Raw genomic sequence first — 22020 nt, 5'->3', positions numbered from 1 at the left:
CAACTCATTTCCAATTATTTTTTTCGGATTCTTCTTCAATTTCTGTCATCACATTATTATAAACAGGTACTACCATCTCAAGAACTTGTTCAATATGGTTAAAGTAGTTCGAGAATACCTTTACCATTTTTTCTCCCTTTTTAAATGTATCCTGTTCAAATCGAAATTCCTCTACTTGTTTAGCTGTCACTTCATTTTGAACACGTATCATGGGCAGAATAAACACTTTGTAAAAATCTAGATTTTTAAGCTTCTTAAGCAATTTATCAAATTTGCTAAATAGATCATGTATCAATTGAATCGACTGAGCATCAATTAATTTCTTTATTTGTCTTGTAATTTGCTGCAAATGGTCAATGATAACGATTAATTCCCTCAAACTCTCATCCATTTCCCGTTTTTTACTCATAAATTCATATGGCTTTAAAGGTGCTTCCAAAAAATCGTACCAGTTTACAACAATCTGCTTTTCAGTTAATTCACGTTTGATTACTTGCTGCAAAGATAAAAATGTTGTTCCGTCAATTCTTGCCCCGCCCTGAGTTGTATTAATAAACGTACAATTATTTATCTTTTGAAAGGCCTCGATCACCCGCTCCATTTGCATCTTCATTTTTAAAAAACCTTCATTTGTTAATATAAATTCTCCTTGAACGTTTTCTACAGTTATCGATTTATTCAGAATTTTTTCAGAGACAGCATTTGACATTCCTTCATATTCAATCCCCTGTGCGTAGTGGGAATTATTTAAATAAGCAAAATTTTGTCCAACAAAGATAATTGGGTCGCATTCCAGCCTATTTAACAATTCTGTGGTTACTACAGCTATAGAAGGCGCGTCTGACACTTTCACTAATTCATTTTGCCTGTCCTGCTGATAAAAATAAGAAGATACCATATCCTGGCTGGTGATCATATGTGCTTTAGATCCCCTGTATTTTTGAATTGTTTCAAAACCAACGCTCGTGCCGTATATCATAGGGATTTCCCAATCCGCCTGTTTGGTGACAGTTTTCTCAAAAACTTTATAATTGTGGGATTGAGGATCATACGTACATGCAGCATCAGGGTAAATACCATAATCCACTAATGTATTAATAGCAGAACCTACAGAAAAAATATAGGCAAGTCCATTCATTTTAATGTGCTTAAGATGCTCTAACTCTTCATTCAAAGATGGACCTGCTGCAACAATAATAGCCGGTTTTCCTTGAAATATATGTTTGTTTTCAATATGTAAAATATTTGGTGTATGCATTGTTTCTTTTAAATTCATCAAACTATTTATAGTCCAACGCTGTTCATAAGCAAAGCTTGTTCGTAGGTTCATTCTTTTATTTTTGAGCTCATGAGTAAATATTTCCATAAATTTCTTGTTTTCATCCTTAAATATCCGCTCATAACTTGGTAGAGTAATCAAAAGAACATCGTCATTTACTTCCATTGCAAAATTACGAAGGAATTGATTTCTATTTTCTTCAGAAGTTTCCACAAATAAATCTTTTATAGCTTCATCAGCTAAATTTTTAATTAATTTAGTTTCCATAAGACATTGGAAAACATCAACGTTTGGTTCATACAATGTTATAGAAATATGTGGATATTGCTTTCTAATCGCCTCGATATGATATCCTAACCCTATTCCGTAAAAAAATACATTTTTCTTTTCATTTAATTCTTCAGAATACTGCTTAACAAGTTTTACAGCTTCTTGAATAGGATCGTATTTACTGTGCAAATAAAGTATGCGTCCATCGTTCTTTATAGTTAAAGTCGGAAGATCTTTTTTAGAATTTATCACATTTACATCATTATTTTTATAGTGTTCTTTAGTAACTTTTCTGACTTCCGGGAAATTCTTTCTAAGATAATTGATATTTTCAATTTGTACCATTTCTAGCTCCAGCTTCATTGATAATTGTTGCTGCTTGTTTTTTAATATCAATTAATAATGGTTCGATTTCATATTGCAGTAAATCGGCAAAAACAATCGTATCTTGATTCTCAAATACTTCTTCCATGTCTTTCACAACCATTTCTAAACTTGTAACTGAAATCAGTAAGTTATTCCAATCTTTAGGACGCACTTCTAATTGATCTGTATTTTTTATGACCCTATGTATCCATTGAATGCCTTCTAATAACTGAAGAGTCTTATTTGATCCAATATCTGCTTCACTACTGTAAAGTTCACCCACAAAAATTTTAATTTCTGGTAATAACCGTTCTAAATAGCTTTCCATTGAATGTAATGATTCAATGACAAATTCAGAAGCAGTTTTAAAAACAGCTTCAACTCTTTCAACCGATTGAAAATTTTCTTCAAAGTACTGTTCATAACTATCAAAGACAGACGTATTATCGACATTAAAATGACTAAAATAATAATCTTTATTTTTTAATTCGTTATTAACTAAATCTGTCATAGACTGTAATGCTTCACTTTTATTGTTAAACTCATAAACTTTTCTTTGAATCACAAATTTCATAATGTACCTCCCTTTATTCATACCTTTATAATTAATATCGGTTTAACCTATGCAATTATAAAGGAACATTAACTATTATTAATATGAAATAAAAAAGAAGACTTCATCGAAGTCTTCTTTTTTAAAACTATTATCCAAGCAACTGTAGTACTGATTGCGGCTGCTGATTTGCCTGAGCAAGCATCGATTGAGAAGCCTGGGAAAGAATGTTATTTTTAGTCATTTCCATCATTTCTTTTGCCATGTCTACGTCTCTAACACGAGATTCTGCCGCCGAAAGATTTTCTGAAGCATTATCAAGGTTTGTAATAGTGTAATCTAAACGATTCTGCATAGCCCCAAGATAAGAACGTCCCTCAGAAACTGTTTTGATTTGGTCTTCAACTTCTGTAATTGCTGCTTGAGCTCCACTAAATGTAGAAATATCTCCTGATTGAATAGCAGCAACCGTTCCAGATAAGTTAACTCCAGATGTAGTAAAATCAAGTTCAGTGATTTCTGCAGCGTTAGCTCCAACTTGGATACTAACAGTTCCACTTGCTCCTGCAGTACCATCTAAGAGATTTTGCTTGTTAAATTGAGTGTTATCCTTAATTCTTTCAATTTCATTTCCTAATTCCTTAAACTCATTTTGTAAAGCATCTCGATCCTGATCAACGTTTGTATCGTTAGAAGCCTGCACTGCCAGTTCTCTCATACGCTGCAGAATATCATGCGTTTCATTAAGAGCACCTTCAGCTGTTTGAATCATCGAGATACCGTCCTGAGCGTTACGGCTTGCCTGATCTAAGCCTTTAACCTGTGCACGCATTTTTTCGGAAATTGCAAGACCTGCTGCGTCATCGCCGGCTTTGTTAATTCTTGAACCGGAAGACAATTTTTCCATTGAGTTCTGCATGTTTGCCTGGTTTGCTCCCAGTTGACGGTGAGCGTTCATTGCACTTACGTTTGTGTTGATAATCATAATATAAAACCTCCATATTGTTTTTTTACTCCACGTCCTTGTGGAGCGTTTATGTAAGGCATTCAGACACCGGCTACGATCGCTGACCGGTCTGTCTTTCCTGCTTACACTGTTTATATCGGCAGAGGTTTTTATATGTTTAACACTTTTTTAAGAAATTTTATGCCGATTAGGTATATCCTCCTAAAATCGGTGGACGACCTATCCTTATTGTGGTAATTTAGTCTTGTGACCGCGGAGTAGCGGGCTTTGCGGCCGCAATACTTTAAAAGGGGATAAAAGAAACTTGGAGAAAACATTAGAGAACATTCTACAAATGTATCAAATTACGACCAGCACCCAGGCGATTGAGCCTTGCTTCGAGGGGGAAGCGAAGGCTGTCGTCCGGGAGGAGGGCGGCGCTGTGTATTTTGTTAAGCAGACGCCGGCTGCGATTATCAGCCATGCCTGCCTGGAGAACGGCTCTTCTTTAAAAGGACGGGGAGACGCGGTCAAGCACCTTACCGGTTTTATTCGACGCAAACCTATTCCGATAGACGAAAAACGCCGTATTTTTGCTTTTCCAATTCATTCCCAACGTTCTCCCGATAACGTCTGGCTGTTCTATTTCCACGTTCGCAGCGCAAAAACGGAAGGCTTGATTGAATTCCGTGACCATTCTACGATGCCGACGGAAGTCAGCGCATATTCGATTCAGCAGCAGCTGCTTCGTACGAGCCACTGCATGTCTCATTTTACCGATATCGGCTGAAACCGAACCGTACTTAGATGAAACGAAAAACCCCCGGACGCATGGCGTTGCTCCGGGGGTTTCGTTATGTGGTTTTTAGTAACGTTTGGAATCAGGAGACTGGGTGATGCTGATCCAGCCTTCCTCGATCGCCCGCTTAATCGTATGCGTGCGGTCGTTCGCTTTCATTTTTTTCGTTAAATGGCTCACATGGTTGTTAACAGTCGCCACTGCCAGGTAGCATTCTTCCGCGATGCGGCGGTTGCTTTTGCCTTCGATGATCTTCTCGAGAATGCGGATTTCCGCATCCGAGAGGACCGCTCTGGCTTTATCGCTTTCGAGCTGCATCTGCTGCTCCTTCGGCTGTTCCTGCTGGCGGTGGAGACTGCGGTAGCGCTCCATAAAGTACGGCTGAAAGTATGGATCCATATACGTCTGAAAGGCTTCCGCTTTTTCAAACTGGTCGCACCATTCCTTCATCGGACGGTCTGCGGCCATCATAATGGATACGTCCCTACTCATTAAATATTCAAGCAGGTGCGAATCCACGGATGACACGTTGACACCGAGCCGGACCGGCAGCCCCATTTCGGCCACCTTTTCCATAAGCTCCAGCAGATCTGTGTTTTCGCATTCGGCACAGTAGACCGTGTCTCTAGCGATTCCTTCCTGTGTTAAGAGAGAAAGAGACTCCGGCGTTTCCGCTTCGACTGTTTTCCCCATATAAGCCACCGCACGTCTTACCATGGCTTCACCGGAGGTATCAATAAACAATACCGGCCGGCGGTGGACTGGACCTTTACGTCTAAGCATTTTTGGCATTATGTATTCCTCCTGAACTATCTCTGAAAGTGTGATTTTTTCTTGCAGGTAAATGATTACACTTCCACCAAGCTGCCCCTTGCTGCCCTATTCTCTCTATAACTGTATGTAGCCGTTTATGCAAGCGGTTTTCTCTTCTTTATCCCCTATGTGTACTGCTGATGACCATTCTTTCAAATTTTATCTTGTAACACCTTTTCTTACAACGAACCAAAAGGCCTTGTGTTCGCTTAGGTAGAACGTCAAAAGCATTATTTGTCATGGTTCTTTTGACATATATTATAGCGTAATATACTTTTAGGCATCAAGAAATTTTTAGTAATTTGATAAATTAATGAGACTTTTGCTACAAAAAAAGGAGGTTTGGCTTATTTTTTGTTTTTTTTCATTAATTCGGAAATTTGTGAAAGCATTGATACGTCCACATTAGATGCCTGATTGTTTTCTTTTTGAATCATTTCGTATACTTCTTTTCGATGAATTTCGACATGTTTAGGGGCACTTATACCTACCTTTACCTGTTCCCCTTCCACAGCGGTGATGGTAATTTCAATGTCGTCGCCGATTTTGATTGTCTGGTCTTTTTTTCTCGTCAATATAAGCATTTACCGTCCTCCACTCTCGGCAGAAATCGTCTGCGGGGCGTTGGGAAACAGCTTGTGCTTCGTACGGTACAACGCGTCCGGCAGAATAATCTGCCTGCCTTTCTGTTTAGCCGGGTTCAGCACAACGGGCGCCTGCAGGTTGGCGGTCGTTTCGTGAAACGGCTCCTGAACGGTCAATACCGCAAATACAGCTATATCTTTCTGGCTTTCCGCTTTCAGCTCCGACGTCTGCGAATCGTTCAGCATAATCTCATAGTCCTTAAAAAATGGAAATGGATCGGTAATAACCAGTGCCACCTGGGCTCTTGTAATTGATTGTAACACATATAAAAGTCCTGATTCGTCAAATGGAAGCAGTGCAAATTCTTTTTCTTCCTCAAAGCCCGGGAGACCGTGCTCGAAAATAAATTTATCCTTGGGTGAAATCGTTACTGTGCCGTTGTATTTCGTATGTATGTTCATTTTTTTATTCCCCCTTTATAAAATAAAAAAAGAAAAGCAGGTCCTGTTCCCAACCCGCTTTTCTTTTTAACGAAGAAAATCCATTAGCGATGGCTGAATAATTCTTGCACCTGCGGAAAGGGAGGCCTGATGCACGTTCTCGAGCAGCATCAGTTCAATAATCGTCTTTTCCAGATCCACGTCTTCGTTTTTGCTCATGACTTTCTCGGCGATCAGCTCCTGGTTTCCCAGTCGGTTCTCCATCATTTCAATCCGGTTCGTGCGCGCTCCAAGCTCCGCCCGCTCGTTCACTGTGTTATTCATATGAATATCTATTTTCGATAAAAAGCCCTCTATGTCAGAAGATCCGGCATCCGGATTGCTCAGCGTCCGCTCGAGCTGTTCCAGATCGGCAAACAACTCCTGGTTAAAAACGCTGTCCGGTGAAATGTTCACTGGCATCATTGTATCATGAAGCAGCTCAATATTCACCCGACCCTGATTCACAGATATCGCTGTCTCGTCATACACAAAAGCTGCGTCTGGTTCTGCAGCGGTACCGTTTACGTTCAGTTCTATTTCATCTTCGTTTCGGGTGAAGGTAACGATTTCGTCAGCGTCATTCGTAAACTGAATCGTATCGTCATCCAGGCGGGCTGCATTACTGTAAACGGCTCCGTCTATATTAACGCTGAGCGATTCCAGTTCTTCTGCTTCCATTGCAAACATATTATCCGCTGCTATACCAAGTCTGGCGGAATCGACCGGAGCATTGTTTGTGTCCGTGCCGTTAAAAATGTATTTACCGTTGATGGACGTGTTCGCCATCGTAGCCATATGTTCTTTCAGCTGCTTGACTTCTTTAGCAATATTACCACGCTCACTGGCTTCATACGTATCGTTTGCTGCCTGAGTCGTTAGTTCCTTCAGCCGCTGCAGCACCTGCGTGGCTTCACCTAAGGCCGTGTCTCCAGCATCCATCCATGTATGGGCTTCCTGGACGTTGCGCTGGAACTGCTCCACCTCTGCCACCTGGGCCCGGTAGCGCATGCCGTTTACGGCGACGACCGGATCCTGGGACGGACGCGAGATTTTTTTGCCGGTTGAAAGCTGGTTCTGCATTTCGCTTAAGTTTTTATAGTTCTGAGTAACGTGGCGCAGCGACTGCTGGGCCAGCATCCCTTGTGTAACTCTCATACGCGTCCCTCTTTTCTGCGGTTATCTGCCGACAAGTCCCATGTTATTGATGATCCGGTCGAGCATTTCATCCACGGATGTAATATTTCTCGCAGCCGCATTGTAGGCGTGCTGAAACTGAATCATGCTGACCATTTCTTCATCAAGCGACACGCTGCTCACCTGCATGCGGCGGTTGTCTGCGCTCGAACGCAGGGAGTCGGAGGTATTTGCTTTCTGGCCGGCTTCGGAAATTTTGACCGCCATCTCCCCGATTACTCCCTGATAAAAGCTTTGAATCGTCGTGTTCGGCCCCTCGCCGAAACCGAGCTTAACGTTCTTTAACGCTGCCAGTTCCCGGGCGTTGGAGCCGTCCCCGCTGTAGGCGATCGCTCCATCCGCATTTGCTGCTGGAGAAGCCGCTGCAATAAGGTCCAGATTGCCTTTAATCTCGGAGCTGAGACTGATGGAGCGTGCGGCTCCCAGTTCGGCACGATCCTGCTGAATCGTAAAAAATGCGACATCATCGCCTTTTGTTTTGTTTTCAATATCCTGCAGATTCCAGCCTGCCTCATGCACGTCGTTAAACGCGGTCATAAAGGTTTCTGCCATTATGTCCAGGTTATTCATCATGTCCGGGTAGGTGCCTTTTGCTTCATTTGTTGCTGGATCCACATATCCGTATGTTTCTACGAGTGCCTTGAGCTTGCCGTCGCTGTTCAGCACCGCTACCGCTCCAGGATCCCCCGCGTTTTCCGGCTCGGTGCCGGCCTGGGCATTTGCCCACGTAAAGGAAAGTGAGTCAATTGGATCGTGCTGCTGATCCGGATTCGTCGTTACCGCCATCTGCTTAAACGCATCGGCCTGGCCGTCCACGAGCGTAAAGAGCCTGGTGCCTTCTCCGTCTGTAGCATAAATATTCATTTTACCTTCTGCGGCCGCCATCGCATTCGATCCGCCTTCGTTGCGGACCACTTCTATCGAAAGCATGCCGGAAAGCTCATCGACGAGATTGTCGCGAACGTCGTACAAATCATTGGGAATCTGGCCGTGGGGCTCGACTTTTCCAATCTGTGTGTTCACTTCATTAATGCGCGATAACAGCGAGTTCACCTCTTTTTCGGTAATATCGAGCTCTGTCCGCACATCCAGCTTATTAGCCTGAAGGGAATCTCCTATGTAGCGGAACGTCTCGGCAAGCGATTCGCCGCGCTGGCGCATAACCGAACGGGCACCTGCGTCTTCCGGCTGCACGGACACATCCTGCGCCGCTTCCCAGAACTGGGTAACAGAGTTGGAGAGGCCGTGTTCGGAAGGCTCGTTCATGATGTCCTCCATCCGTTCCATCGCGCTCGCATGCGTGCTCCAGTATTCAGTTTTGCTCGTTTCCGTGCGGTATTGTATGTCCAGATACTGTTCACGAATTCGTTCCACAAATGGGGTATGTACCCCTGTGCCCATCTGTCCTGCAATCATTGGGGCATTCATCGCGGCTTTCGGAAACGCCTGTGCGGCTTCCATCGTGACCCGCTGCCGGGTGTATCCGGGAGTATTGGCATTGGCAATATTATGACCTGTCGTCTGCAGTGCCGACTGCTGGGCAGTCATCGCCCGCTTGGCTGTTTCCAGTCCATGAAACGTAGAATACATACATGACACCTCCCTTAAGTATGGCGTTTACGCCTTTGAATCAAAAAATGAATACGCCTGCGTCTGGTTTTTCTGACCGGGCGGAGTGTAACGGGACTGGTCCGCTGCCGGACGCATCCATTCCATATTTTTCTGAAGAAAATAAAGAGAATCAGCCAGAAGCACACGGTTTAGTTCCTGCTGCTGCTGGAGCTTTTGAATCGTTTCACCGAGTCGTGCCTGCAGCTGCCGGAGCTCAGACTGAACACCCTCGGGCAGAACCCTCAGCAGGCTGCGGATCGTCACCTCATCTGCCGCATATTCCCCGGCCACCGCTTCCGCTTCTGCGGCGCGGGCCGTTTCCGCTGTTTCTACCTCACGGATGCAGAGCGCTTCTTTTTTTACAAGCTCCTGGAGCTGTTTAGCTTCATTGTTTTTCAGCAGCTCTGTTTTTTCCAGGCTCAGCTCGTGCAGCTGCTCATGCAGGCCGGCCAGTTCTTTCATATGGTCTACCAGTTCTTTCACTGCCATCCTGATTTCTCTCCTTCTCTACTGACCGTTACTGCTTTGTCCAAAAGTCATAAAATTTTCTGGCGGTTTCTTCGGCATCAATTTTGTAATCGCCGCTTTCTACTTTACTCTTCAATGCGTCCACCTTTGCCTGGCGGGCTGGATCAATTTTATCGCTGTTTAGCATATCCTTTGCTTCCTTTGAAATTTCCAGTTTATCGGTCTTCTGCGGAGCGGCCTGTTCCGATGCCTGCGCTTTTACCGTTTTTTGATACGGGTTGTTAATAGGTCCGCTTGGATTGATTTTCATGGCTGCTGCCTCCTCTGGCGAGTCCGATCTGTACTGCTGTGTTTCTTATATCGGCTGTTTTTTCTATTATTACACGACTACCGGATAGGTTTCGACCGGTAAATGTTGGATTGTTCTTCCCGAAGCCGATCTGTGCGCTTTTGTTCGTACGTTTCCTGTTCCAGATCCGTTTTCAATCGGGTATGGCAGCTGCTGCAGATTTTCCCATCGCGGATGCCTTCTCCACAGGATGCACATGGATAAAACAGCTGTGGAAAAGATTTCAGCTCCAGCCTGCCTTCTTTAATAAACTGAATAATTTCTTTTTCCTCCACCCCAATGGCTTCGGAAATATCGGCCATCGTGGCCTGGCGGTTCTGCTTTTTACGAATAAACTGGTAGACCGCCTGAAACCGATCTTCGCGTTTTTTATGGCAGGGCGGGCAGATGTCCCGTACGGTTCGTACATAAAGCTGCTCGCAGACGCTGCAGTTTTCAAGCTGGTTCATTGGGCTTTCTCCTCTTTTCTGGAAAGGGTACCCGTACTTCGTGCAAGCGTAAATGAAGCAACCCGCTCCGCTCCCGCACTCCGCAGAACAGACGCTGCTTTTCTGACGGTGGTCCCTGTAGTATATATATCGTCCACCAGCAGAATTTTTTCACCATTAAATCTAATTTTTTCCTGATTGTTCATATAAAAAGGTTGATAGAACAGGCTTTCTCTTTGATTTTTAGTACTTTTGCTCTGTTTTTTCGGCTCATCTTTTTTTTCTAGTCCGTTCAGCCTATCCCCCGGCAGCATATCCGCCAGCAGGACGGCCTGATTGAAGCCTCTTTCCTGCGTTCTGCCGGGACCGGCAGGCAGTGCCATAACCTTCCAGGAAGCGTAAGAGCGTCGCCAGATCTGGACCCATTCTTTTTGAAACACAGCTGTAAGCGCCGGGTCCCCGCGGTATTTCCAGCGTGCCATCCACTGCTGCATGGCTTTATCATACCGGTACAGGGAAATGTTATGATCAAGAGCACGTCCTATGTCTTTTTCTCCCCACGCTACGCAGTCGCCGCAGCGCGTATCCTGAAAAAACGGTGCGCTCTGTTCATCTTTTTCCCGGCCGCAGATCCGGCAGTCCCGGGACATCAGCATCGTAAATAATGCCCGGCAGTCCGGACAGACCGGGTCATCGGCACGGCTGATCAGCCCGTGCCAGGAGAGCTGCTCCTGCCTTGGTTCCATACAGTATAAACAGCGGCGCTTACTCCCCATGTGCATTGCTCCCTTGTTTGTTCATCGTCTGAATATGACGGACCGCCTCCAGCATCGCGCTCGTTTTTCCGTAATGGAAATACATCACGTCCCCCTCCGGCTGGTCTTTGCTTCTTCCCACCCTTCCGGCAATCTGCACGAGCGCCTTTTCGTCAAATATGCTTTCTTCGGCGCCAAGCACCGCCGCTTCTGCCCCTTTAATCGTAACGCCGCGTTCCAGAATGGTCGTCGTCACTAAAATCGGCGCTTTTTTATTGCGGAACAGCTGGATTTTTTCGTGGCGCCGCGGATCTGCGGCGTGTACGCCGATCGTACCTTCCCACTTTTCTGCAAGCAGCCGTGCCGCTGTTTCCGCCTGTTCGACAGAAGAGACAAAGACAAATACCGGTACACCGGCGGACGTCTTTTTTTCGCACCAGGCGAGCAGTGCCGGCGGGATCCGGTCTTTTTTTAATGCTTTTTTCCAGTTTCCTATCCATTTGAGTGTCGGTACGGGAAGGGGATAGCCGTGATAGCGGCGCGGGATTTGTATAAAGGGAAGCTTTCCGTCCCGCGCCTGTTTTTTTAACAGCCTGGAGGGGGTGGCAGTTAAATAAATCCTGGCGGCGCCGGATTTGGCTGCCTTGTCGACCGCCTGCTTAAGAGAGGGATCGTAGGAGAAGGGAAACGCATCAATTTCATCAATAATAACCACGTCAAAGGCATCACGGAACCGTCTTGTCTGATGAGTGGTGGCTATGTGAATATCAGCGTAGCCGAAGCGCTCTTCACTGCCGCCGTAGAGGCCTTTCACGATCAATCCCGGAAAGGCCGCTCGAATCCGTGGGAGGAGCTCCATCACCACCTCGGCGCGCGGCGTAGTGAGAAGAATCCGCCTGCGGCTGAGGCAGGCGTCTTCTATCCCCCGGAAAAGGATTTCTGTTTTTCCCGCGCCGCAGACGGCCCAGATAAGCAGCTCCGTGCCATCCGCAACGGCCCGGCAAAGCGCGTTGGATGCTTTCTGCTGGCCCGGAGATAGCTCCCCCTGCCACTGCAGAGAGGCGGTGCCTTCGGGAAGCGGTGCGCGGCCGTTCCAGGAGAACAGCACCCCGCACGTGTCTATCCGCCCCATCTCCAGGCAGGTACGGCAGTACGTGCAGACCTGCCCGCAGCGAGCGCAGGAAAATGCGGCAAACAATCCGGGATCGCTTTCCAGACAGCGGTGACAGAGCCAGCCTTTCCCCGATTTCGATAAGCCGGGGCGCATCACTATATGCCCTGCCTGTAGAAAAGGAAGCAGAACCTCCAGCGGTTCGCCGATTTCCTCCAGCAGAAGATCGCGTCCGGCAAGACGCGTGCAGATTTCGTTATAGGAAGGATGGTTAAAATCGGCGTCCCCTTGTATCGGGGACACCGCAGGTAAACTATCTATACTTCTTGGAGCTGAGGGATCGTTCGTTACAGGAAGGTAGCGTGTTTCTCCTGATTTGGAGAGAAATGAATGGATACGTATCGGGGGTCACTCCTTTGAGGGGGTTTATATGAGGAAAGCAGCAGACGGGTGCCTGCCGCTTCTTATTACTTACTGTACCAGCCGAGCGCAAGCGCGCCTTCGCCGAGGTGGGTGGCGATGACCGGTCCAAACTCACTGACAACGATGTTTGCCTGTGGGTGGGCCTGGGAAAGTTCTTCTTTCATTTGTTCCGCTTTTTCCGGTCGGTTGGAATGAATCACGGTAGCCTGGACCGACGTACTGTTTTTAATATCATCGGCAAAAATATCATAAATGCGGGCAATTGCTTTTTTCGCGGTCCGCACTTTCTCAAATGGCACAATTTTCGTGTCTTCAAAGTGGAGTACGGGCTTAATCTGCAGAAGGCTTCCTACAATCGCCTGCGCTCCGTTCAGGCGTCCGCCGCGGTGGAGGTGATTTAGGTTGTCTACGACAAAATACGCCTTCGTCCGCTTTCTCATATCGGAAAGTACATCAAGAATTTCATCCACGGTGTGGCCTGCTTCGCTCATCTCCGCCGCGCGGATCGCATAGAACCCCTGCGGCATACAGCTGATTTCCGAATCAAAGCAGTATACTTCTACTTTATCGCTCACCTGCTCTGCGGCAGCACAGGCGGTCTGATACGTACCGCTGACACCGCTGGACAAATGGATCGAAATAATAGCTTCATATTCCTTACTGAGCTCTTCAAAAAGGGCAGTGAATTCGCCGATAGGCGGCTGAGAGGTCGTCGGCAGGCTGTCTGCATTATTCATTTTCTCCAGAAAGTCATCTTTGGAAATATCTATTTCTTCCCGGTAGGCGTCTTCTCCAAATACGACACTCAATGGAATGACGGATATGTGGTGGGCCTCTTTCACTTCATCTGCCAAATAGGCCGTGCTGTCGGTAACAATTGCAATCTGCGGCATACTCGTTCCTCGCTTTATTATAGAATGGAATTTCTTTCCGTCAGGATAAGAAAAGCCGAAGATGCATGACACCTCCGGCTTCCTTTACTTTATAGCGTCTGCCTTATCTGACTTTGACCCAGCCTTTTTTGATGGCTTCGACCACGGCCTGGGTACGGTCATTTACGTTCATTTTCTGCAGAATATTACTTACGTGGTTTTTCACCGTTTTTTCACTGATATAGAGCGCTTCTCCGATCATGCGGTTGCTGTAGCCGTCTGTCATCAGCTGAAGCACTTCGCACTCGCGTCTTGTCAGGATATGAAGCGGCTTGCGGTATTCCACTTCCCGGTAGCCGATTTCCTCCGGCTCCATTTCGCCTTCTGTGCCAAGGGCCAGGCGGCGGTATTCCTTAATCAGGTTCTGGGTGACCTTTGGATGAATATAGGCGCCCCCGGATCCGACTACTTTTACGGCTTCAATCAGCGCATCGGCATCCATTTCCTTGAGCAGATAGCCGGAAGCCCCTGATTTCAGAACGTGGGTGACGTATGTTTCATCGTCATGAATTGAAAGGATCAGGACTTTCACTTTTGGGAAGCGGTCAAGAAGCTGTCTGGTCGCCTCAACGCCGTTGATATTGGGCATATTAATGTCCATCAGCACAACGTCCGGTTCGTTTTCTTCGACAAGGGAAACTGCCTGCTCGCCGTCATCGCCTTCTCCGACTACCTCAAAATTATCTTCCATGTTTAAAATTCGCTTTACACCTTCGCGGAACAGCTGGTGGTCGTCTATTAATACTAACTTAATATGCTCTTGTATCATCACATTCATCCTTTCGAATACATACCTCGGCATAGTCTAGTAGAACTATGTGTCCAGCATGTTTCAGCCGCTCATTTTATTAACTTTTCATTCCAGCGGTATCTTAATGATCACCGTGGTTCCTTTTCCAGGTTCCGACTGAACGCGCATTTCCCCATTAAGGGCCAGTACTCTTTCCTTCATGCCGACAATGCCAAATGAATTTTCCTTTGACTTTTCTGTTTCAAATCCCTTGCCGTTATCTTTAATTAAAGCGGTCACAAAATCGTTTCCCACTTCCAGATTGACGCGGACCATATCAGCTTCTGCATGCTTGGACGTGTTCTGAACTGCTTCCTGAATTAAGCGGAATAACGCAATTTCTACATGCGGGGGAAGCCGCAGCGCTGTGCTGAGCTCCCGGAAATAGATCGTCATGCCGGTGCGTTCCTCCACCGTCTGCAGGTATTTCCGCAGGGCCGGAACCAGGCCGAGATCATCGAGTGCCATCGGGCGGAGGTCATAAATGATGCGCCTCACCTCTGCCAGGCTGTCCTGGATCAGGTAACGCACATCCCTTATTTCCTCAAGAGCAGGTTCAATGCCCTTATCGTTATACACGCGCTCGACAAGCTCGGATCGCAGCATGACGTTTGCCAGCATCTGCGCCGGGCCGTCATGAATTTCCCGGGCGACTTTCTTTCGTTCTTCTTCCTGTGCTTCAATAATTTTTAAGCTGAAACGCTGTTTCTCTTTCGCGTTTGCCACCAGTTCCCCAACATCTTTTAAATCTCCGTCCAAAAAGTTATACACGACCGACACCTGGTGAATGAGCGTTTCGGCTTTGCCGATCTGTTCCTGCAGAAGCACGAGCCGGCGTTCAATATAATCGCGCCGCTCCCGCAGCTGCTTCTCTTCCTGGCGCACAACAGCAAGCTCTACCTGAAGAGCATTTGCTTTCTCATAGGCATTCTGAACATCTTTGTCGCTGTATTCCTTGAAAGTCCGGCTCATCTGCGCTAATCTGTTTCTTGCAATACGGGCACGGATTTCCATTTTGTCCGAAGCTTCAATCGTTGCTGCTACTTTTTTCTTTATCTCTCTTAATTCATCATTCAATGCGTCAAATTCGGACCGCGACTGCTCGCCGATATCAAAAAGCTGGCGTTTGCTTAGGTCCACAGTACCGAGCATTTTCTTTACTACTTCATCTAAAGCAGGTTTCCATACCAAGGATACCCCTCACCCTTTTTACATCCTTTACCTAATGTATTCCAAGGGGGAAAGAATGATTTTTTAGCCTGCGTATTTTCTTTCCGGCTTCTCAGCCTCTACAAAAAATAACGCTTTGCTATGATTAGTTTAGCACATTCTGAATTACCTATTACAGGTTTTAAAAAAATAATTTGTTCCTATTTTATTAACATTCTCGTAAAATGTCTTTATAAATCATAACATTTATTATTTTTACGTTGTTTTACAATATGATTATAGTGTGATGACATAACTAGAAGGAGTTACCATATGCTTACATCTTATTACACCGTTAAACAGCCCGGAACCCACGAAATTGTTATCCAGAAATCCCGGTTTATTACTTTCGTCCGGCGCGCCTACACAGAAGAGGAGGCGCAGTCTTTTATAGAAGAGGTTAAAAAGGAGCATAAAAATGCCAATCATAACTGCTCGGCCTACCTTATCGGCGAGCAGGATCACATCCAAAAAGCAAATGATGACGGAGAGCCAAGCGGCACAGCCGGGGTCCCCATGCTCGACGTGCTCAAAAAGCAGAAGCTGAAAAACACGGTCGTTGTTGTAACCAGATATTTCGGCGGCATCAAGCTCGGCGCCGGCGGCTTAATCCGTGCCTACGGTTCTTCGGTTACCGAGGCCATCTCGGCTGTCGGTGTTGTCGAACGCATCCGCACGCAGATTATGACCGTAACGGCAGATTACACCCTGCTCGGAAAACTCGAAAACGATATCCGCCGTTCCTCCTACCAGCTGAAGGACATCCGCTACGAGGAAAACGTGCATATAGATACGTATGTGGCGGCGGCAGAAACAGAAACCTTTACCGCCTGGATCACTGAACTATCCAACGGCCAGGCAGAGGTTAAAGAAGGAAATACCGCTTTTCTTGAACGAACACTTGAATAATCCTTTCTCTAAAAAAAAGGATTATTCTTTTTTTGTAACTATTGTTTTGTTACAGCGTCTTACATAGAGGAAATTGAATATACATATCCCATATTTACTATCTGAAGGTCTTTCTGTAGAATGAAGAGAAGTGGCTGTTTGCCGTGAAAAAGCCGTAAAGGAGCACAGGCCTTGAGTAGACATTCATAAGGAAGCTCCATCTATACGACAGCTTGGGAAAATACTAGAACATCATATGTGAGGGAGCAGTTAACTAAATGGCAGATATAAATGAACAAACAAGACTCCAGCGCCGGAATAAAAAGGTACGCCGCCGCCGGAGAATAATTAAAATTTTCGGTCTTCTCGGAATCCTTGGAGTATTAGCCGTAGCGGTTGCAGCCGGCTATTTCCTTATCCAGCTCAGCAGCGTTACCGCCGATACCCAGGAAGAACTCGAACGAGGCGAAAAATCAGATCTGCGTACAGAAGCCGTTGATCTGCAGGAAGATAACTTTTCCGTCCTGATTATGGGCGTTGATGACAGAGACGGCTCCAATCTGGAAGGCCGCACAGATGCAATGGTGCTTGCTACATTTAATAAAGATGAAAAAACAGTTAAGACTACCAGTATCCCGAGAGACTCTTTAGTTAATATCCCCGGCCGGGGCGAAGATAAAATCACCCATGCCCATGCATACGGTGGAACTGATCTTGCTATTGAAAGTGTAGAAAACCTTTTTAATATCCCCGTGGATTATTATATAAAGCTTGATTTTATCGCTTTTGTCGAAATCGTTGATGCCCTTGGAGGTATTGAAGTCGACTCTCCGCTCGCTTTTACCGAGCAGGACAGTGAAAGCAACCCTAATGCTATTCAAATTGAAGAAGGCGAACAGACCTTAAATGGAGAAGAAGCACTGGCTTTTGTCCGCATGAGAAAGCAGGATCCCCGTGGAGATCTTGGTCGAGGCGAACGCCAGCAGATAGTCATTGAATCATTGATTAACAAATCCGCTTCGTTTTCTTCGATTAATAAATTTGATGACGTGTTTGACAGCGTGCGTTCGAATATGAGGATGAACTTCACCTTTGGAAACCTGGTATCGCTGCAGGGCTATTCCCGTTCACTTGACGATGTAGAAAGCCTTCAGCTCGGGGGCACAGACGCTACAATCAACGGTATCTATTATTACCAGCTTGACCAGGGATCACGCGAAGAAATATCTGAAACGTTAACCGATCACCTGGAAATTGAAGGCACAAACGCCTATATGCCGGAACAGCCTACCTCCGGTTCTCCTTCTGCCGGAGAAGCTCCGGTTGAAGAACAGCCGGCTGAAACTCAGGCTCCTGTAGAGCAGGAAGAGCAGCCGGCTGAACAGGAAAGCCAGCCGCAGAGTGAATCTTCAGGCGAACAAACACCCTACTTTTCTACAGTAGAATAAGAAAAAGCGTTTTTCCGCTAATCGGAAAAACGCTTTTTTTATGCCGTTAAAAAGAATCGACATCACCCTGGGTAATAAACCAACTGGATGGGTCATCCAAAGATGGGGAAGAGGAAAGATTATGCGTGACAAAAGGAAGCGGCTGGTCCTTTTCCTTAAAGCCCAAATGCTGCAGGGAATCTGCCAATCCGGAATGCGGAAGCGTCCATGTCTGCACGACCAGGCATGATTTCAGCTCATACACAGCTTCACGCGCTAACGCTTCTGATTCTTCTGCCGTACCTGCGGAAATGTCAACAATGCTTCCTATGCCGATCGGCAGCCCTTTTACTTTTTTCTTTTCTTTTTTCGTCACAACGTATCCTCTTAACTTTCCTTCCATATAGCAGGCAGTCATTTTATACGAGTTAACCGGATGTTGAAAATACCTCCAGTTCAAAAAATCCGCATACTTATTTACATGCACCGGCCACTGGTCTTTATTTTGAGAGGCCAGTTCATTAAATTCCGGCCCGCACTCTGCTACAGGCTTAAACGTTAACTGGCTTACATCGGCTTTATTGCTGCCTCGTTTTAATCTGGCAGGAGCATATAAAATCCGGCGGGAAATATTCACCTGATGGCTGGCGTTCGTGTACTTTAGCAGCCGGCTGTTAGCTGCCGGAGAGGGAAATCCGTAAAGCATCACAATATTTTCTGCTTCAGCCCGCTGCAGCATGTCCTGATTCAAATAGTTATAAATGCCTTTTCCTCTTGCTTCCGGATCAACCATCGTATCCATTCTAAGCCCTATTTTAGAAGAACGGCCTTCTATATATGCCGGCATCACCCAAAGAGCGATATGACCTAATATCTGTTCGTTTTCCTCCCATACTAATACCAAAGGCTTGAGGGGCGGGCTGGAATATTTCCATTCCCAATATGAATCGGGATGCTCTTTATCAAACACTTTCTTAAATAAAGCCCTTACCGCTTCACGGTCTTCTGGATGATACAGCCGAATAGACATGGAACCTCCCCTGAATAGGTATTATTGATCAATAAAATTTTTAATTACGGAAAACATCTGCTCCTGTTTGGACTGAAATGGTTTGGGTTCAAATGTTTCGGACTCGTGGATGAGCTCGAGCAGGTTGTCTCCTTCTCCCCAATTCAGAATATGTCCCTGTTCCGTGAAGCTTTCTGTTAACTGCAGCTGGTGGTCATCATTATGTTCTCCATACTTTTCCAGCCTCGGTGCAGCAATAACTTTTTTCTTTTTTTTCAGTCCGGTAATAACCGACCCAGTACCGGCATGGGTAATAATCAGCCGTGCTTCATCAAACAGCTGATCCATCTGCTCAAATGTAACAAATGGCCGCAGTTCCATATACCCGCTCTTAAAAGGAGTATTGCCATTCTGTACGATAATTTCGTCTTCAATGAATCCTTCTTTTTTTAAACGCTCTACTTCATTTAACAGGCGTGTAAAGGGCAGTTCATGGGTTCCAAGAATAACGAATATCAATAGATAGTCCCTCCGTAAACAGCTTTTGGATATACTTTCAGCATGGATTCCCACTGAACTACAAATAAGTCAGCAATAGGATACACCATCCGTCCAGAAAGGTTAGCTGAAGAAGATTTGGAAAAGCTCTCAATGAACACTACTTTTTTCCGGAACAGCTTTGCAATGTAACACATCGGAACCGCCGTGTGGGTGCCTGTCGTAATAACTACATCCGGACGGTACTTTAAAAACAGCAGAAACGATTTGATAATGTTGTATGAAAATTTGAAGATGTATCGTACTGGGTAATTTCTTGCCCCATATACCAGATAGGACATAGGATACTTCTTTTTCATTTCCAGGGTGATTGATGATTTTTCCGTTACTATATGGTAGTCATACTGCGTGAATACCGGCTCCAGCTGAAGAAGCTGGGTGAGGTGTCCTCCAATGGAAGAAATCATCATTACTTTTTTCTTTTTGTCCACAGCAGACCCTGCCCCTCTCCCTTTTTTATTTGTTACCATCTTCTATTTCCAGTTTCTTTTTTCATAGACATTGTAAAAAGAAAGGCCAGTCCAACAGCCAGGTAAATACCGGCTCCCGGAGAAGACAGCACATGGCCGGCTGTAAATGCAGCACCAAGTCCAATACACGTGGCAAGTCCGGAAAATAAAACGTTTAAGCTGAACAGCCTGCCGTTTTTCAATATATTTACTATGCTGGCTCCGCCAACTGCTGCCAGCGGAATCATTAATAAAATAAATCCAACAAATCCGAAATTAAAGAACCAGTCAATAAAATCCATTTCAATGAATTTAGAGGTTTCTTCGTAATTACCTCCTCGTCCCATGCCTAAAATCTTCTGGGAAACGGGAGCTGCCTGAAATTGAGTCAGTGAATCATTGAAAAAGCTTTCTCTTCCACTTAGGAAAAAGGATTGAATCGGTCCTAAAGCAGGCCCTTCCGAAACATTTTCCGGGGTTTCCCCTGAATCAACACTTCCACCTTCTTCAGCAGCGCTTTCCTCTCCCTCTTCTTCTGCCGGGGCCTGGGAGATATCCATGGAAACCCCCAGATTATTTCCGATAGCCATAAAAGGGGAAATCGCAAGTGTCACTACGGTCAGCGCCGTGATAATAATAAGATTAAGGCCTTTTTTCTTTTTAATTAATTCCCAGAAGGACGTTACTACCCCTAGCAGCAGGGCAATGACCGCTCCTCCAAAGGCGACTTTTGTTCCAATATTAAGCATCGCTAATATCATCAAAAATAATGCGGGAATCATCAGCCATTTGATCAATCCACGCTTTGTTTTCAGGAAAAACAATACGGCGAAACAGAATCCCATGGCATAGATCGCACTCAGTTCGTTTCCGGAGAAAAACCATCCCGTGTGGCCTTCTCTAAGCAGCATACCGTAACTGCGCTGTCCGGTACCTGTAATATGAGCCAGCAGTACAATAATAGAGACGACCAGTAAGTTAATATAAATGAATTTGGGTATAGTCTTTTTTATATTCCATCTGGATTTTAACGTAAAGAACAGCATGATGTATACGATCAGCATGACCGCGAAGTAAACGGTCTTTATAATATAGGTAATTTCTTCTCCCATACTGATTGGGTCTTTGAAAATCATGTTATTGATGAAGTGAAGTCCCATATATATGAACAACACAGCCAGGTAAATTAATGAGATTTTCGTCCACTTTACAGAAGAAAATCCTAAAATAAATACCAGCCCTAAGGGAATAACAAGGGCCCGTATTAAAGTGGAAACAGGTATACCTACAAATGCAAACAGATCCAGAAAAGGCTGAAGCAATATGTAAAAAGCAAACAATATACCGAGTGAATAGTGCCATTTTTCAAATCGTAAACCTTTCATTAAGTGAAGCTCCTCTCACAACAATTCTTATATGCCGGATTTTAACTGAGTGATTTTCTATATACTTCTTTTTTAAAGGCCTGGCTTTTAGTGATTGCCCATAACAGCGTTTCTGTTCGATTAGCCTGTTTAAAAGCAGCCTTAAAATTATAACCGTGTCTCTTGATGTGAAAAGCTGATTTAATGAAAGCTTCTGTGTCCAATTCAATAAAAGCTTCAGCGTAGGAAATTCTTTTTTTCTTTACAAGATGCCTTTTATATTTATTTAATTTAATAAATCCGTCAAAAGCGATTGCCTGAGAAGAAAAAATAGTAATCGCTTTTTTCTTGTATTTCATTGTTTTGGAAACGTTCACGACGCAATTTATGAATTCGGGTGGAATCGGGCAGTTTATTTCATACAGACGAATCACCGGCTTTTTCTGCAGATGAACCGTTTGAAGCATATCAGCAAGCATTAGAGATGTATTCGTATGATCTGGATGAGCATCTATAAATGTATTCGTATAAATAATGTCAGGCTGTTCTGTCTCCAAAATTCCTTTCAGCCTGCTGTTGGAAGCCTCTGTCGGAACGATACCGCCGTCCTTTAAATCCAGATAACTCACCTGTTGAATCCCGAGAACTTTTTTTACCTTTTCCATTTCCCTGCGTCGTTCAGCTTTTAATTCATCTGCTGTCAGATCGCTTACACTTTGGCTTCCATCTGTTACGAGCACAACATGCACCCTGCTGTTACTTTCTACATGAGCACGTATAGTTCCTCCAAGTCCAATGGTTTCATCATCAACGTGTGGAACCATAACGACAATATTTTCATTTTCCTTCATAGAACAAAGCGGCAGCTTCGAGGCATAGTACCTTTTTAGAAAACTACCTGTTATAGGGTTCAGCGGAATGCCCGCTGATTTTATTGCGATATCTTTAAAGCGCATGCTGGT

24 protein-coding genes are annotated in these 22020 nt (G+C 45.1%); 3 read left to right on the top strand and 21 right to left on the bottom strand.

From position 1 onward, the window contains the following. Positions 1 to 4: 4 nt before the first annotated feature. From ATL39_RS03665 to ATL39_RS03655, 3 genes are all read right to left on the bottom strand, one after another. On the bottom strand, positions 5 to 1894 hold the full coding sequence (locus ATL39_RS03665) for a motility associated factor glycosyltransferase family protein (protein ID WP_170146826.1): 1890 nt from the start codon (positions 1892 to 1894) through the stop codon (positions 5 to 7). After that, entirely contained in the window at positions 1881 to 2489 is a 609-nt protein-coding gene (locus tag ATL39_RS03660; RefSeq protein ID WP_120191917.1) for a hypothetical protein, read from the bottom strand. The genes ATL39_RS03665 and ATL39_RS03660 overlap by 14 nt, the downstream gene beginning before the upstream one ends. A 130-nt stretch (positions 2490 to 2619) precedes the next feature. Continuing rightward, entirely contained in the window at positions 2620 to 3453 is an 834-nt protein-coding gene (locus ATL39_RS03655) for a flagellin N-terminal helical domain-containing protein (protein ID WP_120191916.1), read from the bottom strand. Between the two features lie 286 nt (positions 3454 to 3739). Between ATL39_RS03655 and ATL39_RS03650 the strand changes: the two genes are divergently transcribed. After that, positions 3740 to 4204 carry a competence protein ComK gene (locus tag ATL39_RS03650; RefSeq protein ID WP_147419328.1) on the top strand — a complete coding sequence of 155 codons (465 nt, stop codon included), beginning with the start codon at positions 3740 to 3742 and terminating at the stop codon, positions 4202 to 4204. A 75-nt stretch (positions 4205 to 4279) separates the two neighbouring features. Here ATL39_RS03650 and ATL39_RS03645 read toward each other — a convergent pair whose 3' ends face one another. From ATL39_RS03645 to ATL39_RS03585, 13 genes are all read right to left on the bottom strand, one after another. Next, positions 4280 to 5005 carry a response regulator transcription factor gene (locus tag ATL39_RS03645; RefSeq protein ID WP_120191914.1) on the bottom strand — a complete coding sequence of 242 codons (726 nt, stop codon included), beginning with the start codon at positions 5003 to 5005 and terminating at the stop codon, positions 4280 to 4282. 368 nt (positions 5006 to 5373) lie between these two features. After that, complete coding sequence (gene csrA, locus ATL39_RS03640; RefSeq protein ID WP_120191913.1) at positions 5374 to 5610, bottom strand: carbon storage regulator CsrA; 237 nt, start codon at positions 5608 to 5610, stop codon at positions 5374 to 5376. Then, the gene (gene fliW, locus ATL39_RS03635; RefSeq protein WP_120191912.1) at positions 5611 to 6072 is read right to left on the bottom strand and encodes a flagellar assembly protein FliW; all 462 of its coding nucleotides are present in this window, start codon (positions 6070 to 6072) and stop codon (positions 5611 to 5613) included. A gap of 66 nt (positions 6073 to 6138) precedes the next feature. Further along, positions 6139 to 7248, bottom strand: coding sequence for a flagellar hook-associated protein FlgL (gene flgL, locus ATL39_RS03630; RefSeq protein WP_120191911.1), 1110 nt, complete (start codon positions 7246 to 7248; stop codon positions 6139 to 6141). 21 nt (positions 7249 to 7269) lie between these two features. Next, positions 7270 to 8877, bottom strand: coding sequence for a flagellar hook-associated protein FlgK (flgK, locus tag ATL39_RS03625; protein ID WP_120191910.1), 1608 nt, complete (start codon positions 8875 to 8877; stop codon positions 7270 to 7272). 27 nt (positions 8878 to 8904) lie between these two features. Next, a complete protein-coding gene (locus tag ATL39_RS03620; RefSeq protein WP_120191909.1) occupies positions 8905 to 9387 on the bottom strand; it encodes a flagellar protein FlgN in 483 nt (160 codons plus the stop codon). A gap of 28 nt (positions 9388 to 9415) precedes the next feature. Beyond that, positions 9416 to 9676 (bottom strand): flagellar biosynthesis anti-sigma factor FlgM, encoded by a 261-nt coding sequence (gene flgM / locus ATL39_RS03615; RefSeq protein WP_120191908.1) that lies wholly within the window; start codon positions 9674 to 9676, stop codon positions 9416 to 9418. Positions 9677 to 9753: 77 nt separating this feature from the next. Beyond that, complete coding sequence (locus ATL39_RS03610; RefSeq protein ID WP_120191907.1) at positions 9754 to 10164, bottom strand: TIGR03826 family flagellar region protein; 411 nt, start codon at positions 10162 to 10164, stop codon at positions 9754 to 9756. Further along, the gene (locus ATL39_RS03605; protein ID WP_170146825.1) at positions 10161 to 10919 is read right to left on the bottom strand and encodes a ComF family protein; all 759 of its coding nucleotides are present in this window, start codon (positions 10917 to 10919) and stop codon (positions 10161 to 10163) included. Before ATL39_RS03605 ends, ATL39_RS03610 begins: the two co-directional genes overlap by 4 nt. Beyond that, the gene (locus ATL39_RS03600) at positions 10909 to 12312 is read right to left on the bottom strand and encodes an ATP-dependent helicase ComFA (protein ID WP_120191905.1); all 1404 of its coding nucleotides are present in this window, start codon (positions 12310 to 12312) and stop codon (positions 10909 to 10911) included. Before ATL39_RS03600 ends, ATL39_RS03605 begins: the two co-directional genes overlap by 11 nt. A gap of 164 nt (positions 12313 to 12476) precedes the next feature. Further along, the gene (locus tag ATL39_RS03595; RefSeq protein ID WP_120192018.1) at positions 12477 to 13325 is read right to left on the bottom strand and encodes a DegV family protein; all 849 of its coding nucleotides are present in this window, start codon (positions 13323 to 13325) and stop codon (positions 12477 to 12479) included. A 103-nt stretch (positions 13326 to 13428) separates the two neighbouring features. Next, complete coding sequence (locus ATL39_RS03590) at positions 13429 to 14133, bottom strand: response regulator (RefSeq protein WP_425452957.1); 705 nt, start codon at positions 14131 to 14133, stop codon at positions 13429 to 13431. Positions 14134 to 14220: 87 nt separating this feature from the next. Beyond that, entirely contained in the window at positions 14221 to 15345 is a 1125-nt protein-coding gene (locus ATL39_RS03585; protein WP_281270878.1) for a sensor histidine kinase, read from the bottom strand. A 291-nt stretch (positions 15346 to 15636) separates the two neighbouring features. Here ATL39_RS03585 and ATL39_RS03580 point away from each other — a divergent pair, with 291 nt between their 5' ends. Next, a complete protein-coding gene (locus ATL39_RS03580) occupies positions 15637 to 16272 on the top strand; it encodes a YigZ family protein (RefSeq protein WP_120191903.1) in 636 nt (211 codons plus the stop codon). Between the two features lie 257 nt (positions 16273 to 16529). Next, positions 16530 to 17699, top strand: coding sequence for an LCP family protein (locus ATL39_RS03575; protein WP_120191902.1), 1170 nt, complete (start codon positions 16530 to 16532; stop codon positions 17697 to 17699). A gap of 46 nt (positions 17700 to 17745) precedes the next feature. Here ATL39_RS03575 and ATL39_RS03570 read toward each other — a convergent pair whose 3' ends face one another. Genes ATL39_RS03570 through ATL39_RS03550 form a run of 5 tightly spaced genes read right to left on the bottom strand, consistent with a single transcriptional unit; the run spans position 17746 to position 22014 of the window. Then, positions 17746 to 18708: a GNAT family N-acetyltransferase gene (locus ATL39_RS03570; RefSeq protein WP_120191901.1), complete on the bottom strand. Its 963-nt coding sequence runs from the start codon at positions 18706 to 18708 to the stop codon at positions 17746 to 17748. Positions 18709 to 18729: 21 nt separating this feature from the next. Then, positions 18730 to 19206 carry a PssE/Cps14G family polysaccharide biosynthesis glycosyltransferase gene (gene pssE / locus ATL39_RS03565; protein ID WP_120191900.1) on the bottom strand — a complete coding sequence of 159 codons (477 nt, stop codon included), beginning with the start codon at positions 19204 to 19206 and terminating at the stop codon, positions 18730 to 18732. Continuing rightward, entirely contained in the window at positions 19203 to 19676 is a 474-nt protein-coding gene (pssD, locus tag ATL39_RS03560) for a PssD/Cps14F family polysaccharide biosynthesis glycosyltransferase (RefSeq protein WP_245960904.1), read from the bottom strand. The genes pssE and pssD overlap by 4 nt, the downstream gene beginning before the upstream one ends. A gap of 32 nt (positions 19677 to 19708) precedes the next feature. Continuing rightward, a complete protein-coding gene (locus ATL39_RS03555) occupies positions 19709 to 21079 on the bottom strand; it encodes an O-antigen ligase family protein (RefSeq protein ID WP_120191899.1) in 1371 nt (456 codons plus the stop codon). Positions 21080 to 21120: 41 nt separating this feature from the next. Then, entirely contained in the window at positions 21121 to 22014 is an 894-nt protein-coding gene (locus ATL39_RS03550; protein ID WP_120191898.1) for a PIG-L deacetylase family protein, read from the bottom strand. Positions 22015 to 22020 lie beyond the last annotated feature (6 nt).

Source organism: Sinobaca qinghaiensis (assembly GCF_003610495.1).
In the GTDB taxonomy this organism is placed as follows: Bacteria; Bacillota; Bacilli; order Bacillales; family Marinococcaceae; genus Sinobaca; species Sinobaca qinghaiensis.
This window is presented reverse-complemented; position numbering and strand designations above follow the sequence as displayed.

Excerpts from the sequence above, each read along its gene's own strand:
- ATL39_RS03665 (WP_170146826.1), bottom strand. The coding sequence starts at position 1,894 with ATGGTACAAATTGAAAATATCAATTATCTTAGAAAGAATTTCCCGGAA.
- ATL39_RS03660 (WP_120191917.1), bottom strand. The coding sequence starts at position 2,489 with ATGAAATTTGTGATTCAAAGAAAAGTTTATGAGTTTAACAATAAAAGT.
- ATL39_RS03655 (WP_120191916.1), bottom strand. The coding sequence starts at position 3,453 with ATGATTATCAACACAAACGTAAGTGCAATGAACGCTCACCGTCAACTG.
- ATL39_RS03645 (WP_120191914.1), bottom strand. The coding sequence starts at position 5,005 with ATGCCAAAAATGCTTAGACGTAAAGGTCCAGTCCACCGCCGGCCGGTA.
- csrA (WP_120191913.1), bottom strand. The coding sequence starts at position 5,610 with ATGCTTATATTGACGAGAAAAAAAGACCAGACAATCAAAATCGGCGAC.
- fliW (WP_120191912.1), bottom strand. The coding sequence starts at position 6,072 with ATGAACATACATACGAAATACAACGGCACAGTAACGATTTCACCCAAG.
- flgL (WP_120191911.1), bottom strand. The coding sequence starts at position 7,248 with ATGAGAGTTACACAAGGGATGCTGGCCCAGCAGTCGCTGCGCCACGTT.
- flgK (WP_120191910.1), bottom strand. The coding sequence starts at position 8,877 with ATGTATTCTACGTTTCATGGACTGGAAACAGCCAAGCGGGCGATGACT.
- ATL39_RS03620 (WP_120191909.1), bottom strand. The coding sequence starts at position 9,387 with ATGGCAGTGAAAGAACTGGTAGACCATATGAAAGAACTGGCCGGCCTG.
- flgM (WP_120191908.1), bottom strand. The coding sequence starts at position 9,676 with ATGAAAATCAATCCAAGCGGACCTATTAACAACCCGTATCAAAAAACG.
- ATL39_RS03610 (WP_120191907.1), bottom strand. The coding sequence starts at position 10,164 with ATGAACCAGCTTGAAAACTGCAGCGTCTGCGAGCAGCTTTATGTACGA.
- ATL39_RS03605 (WP_170146825.1), bottom strand. The coding sequence starts at position 10,919 with ATGGGGAGTAAGCGCCGCTGTTTATACTGTATGGAACCAAGGCAGGAG.
- ATL39_RS03595 (WP_120192018.1), bottom strand. The coding sequence starts at position 13,325 with ATGCCGCAGATTGCAATTGTTACCGACAGCACGGCCTATTTGGCAGAT.
- ATL39_RS03590 (WP_425452957.1), bottom strand. The coding sequence starts at position 14,133 with ATGATACAAGAGCATATTAAGTTAGTATTAATAGACGACCACCAGCTG.
- ATL39_RS03580 (WP_120191903.1), top strand. The coding sequence starts at position 15,637 with ATGCTTACATCTTATTACACCGTTAAACAGCCCGGAACCCACGAAATT.
- ATL39_RS03575 (WP_120191902.1), top strand. The coding sequence starts at position 16,530 with ATGGCAGATATAAATGAACAAACAAGACTCCAGCGCCGGAATAAAAAG.
- ATL39_RS03570 (WP_120191901.1), bottom strand. The coding sequence starts at position 18,708 with ATGTCTATTCGGCTGTATCATCCAGAAGACCGTGAAGCGGTAAGGGCT.
- ATL39_RS03555 (WP_120191899.1), bottom strand. The coding sequence starts at position 21,079 with ATGAAAGGTTTACGATTTGAAAAATGGCACTATTCACTCGGTATATTG.
- ATL39_RS03550 (WP_120191898.1), bottom strand. The coding sequence starts at position 22,014 with ATGCGCTTTAAAGATATCGCAATAAAATCAGCGGGCATTCCGCTGAAC.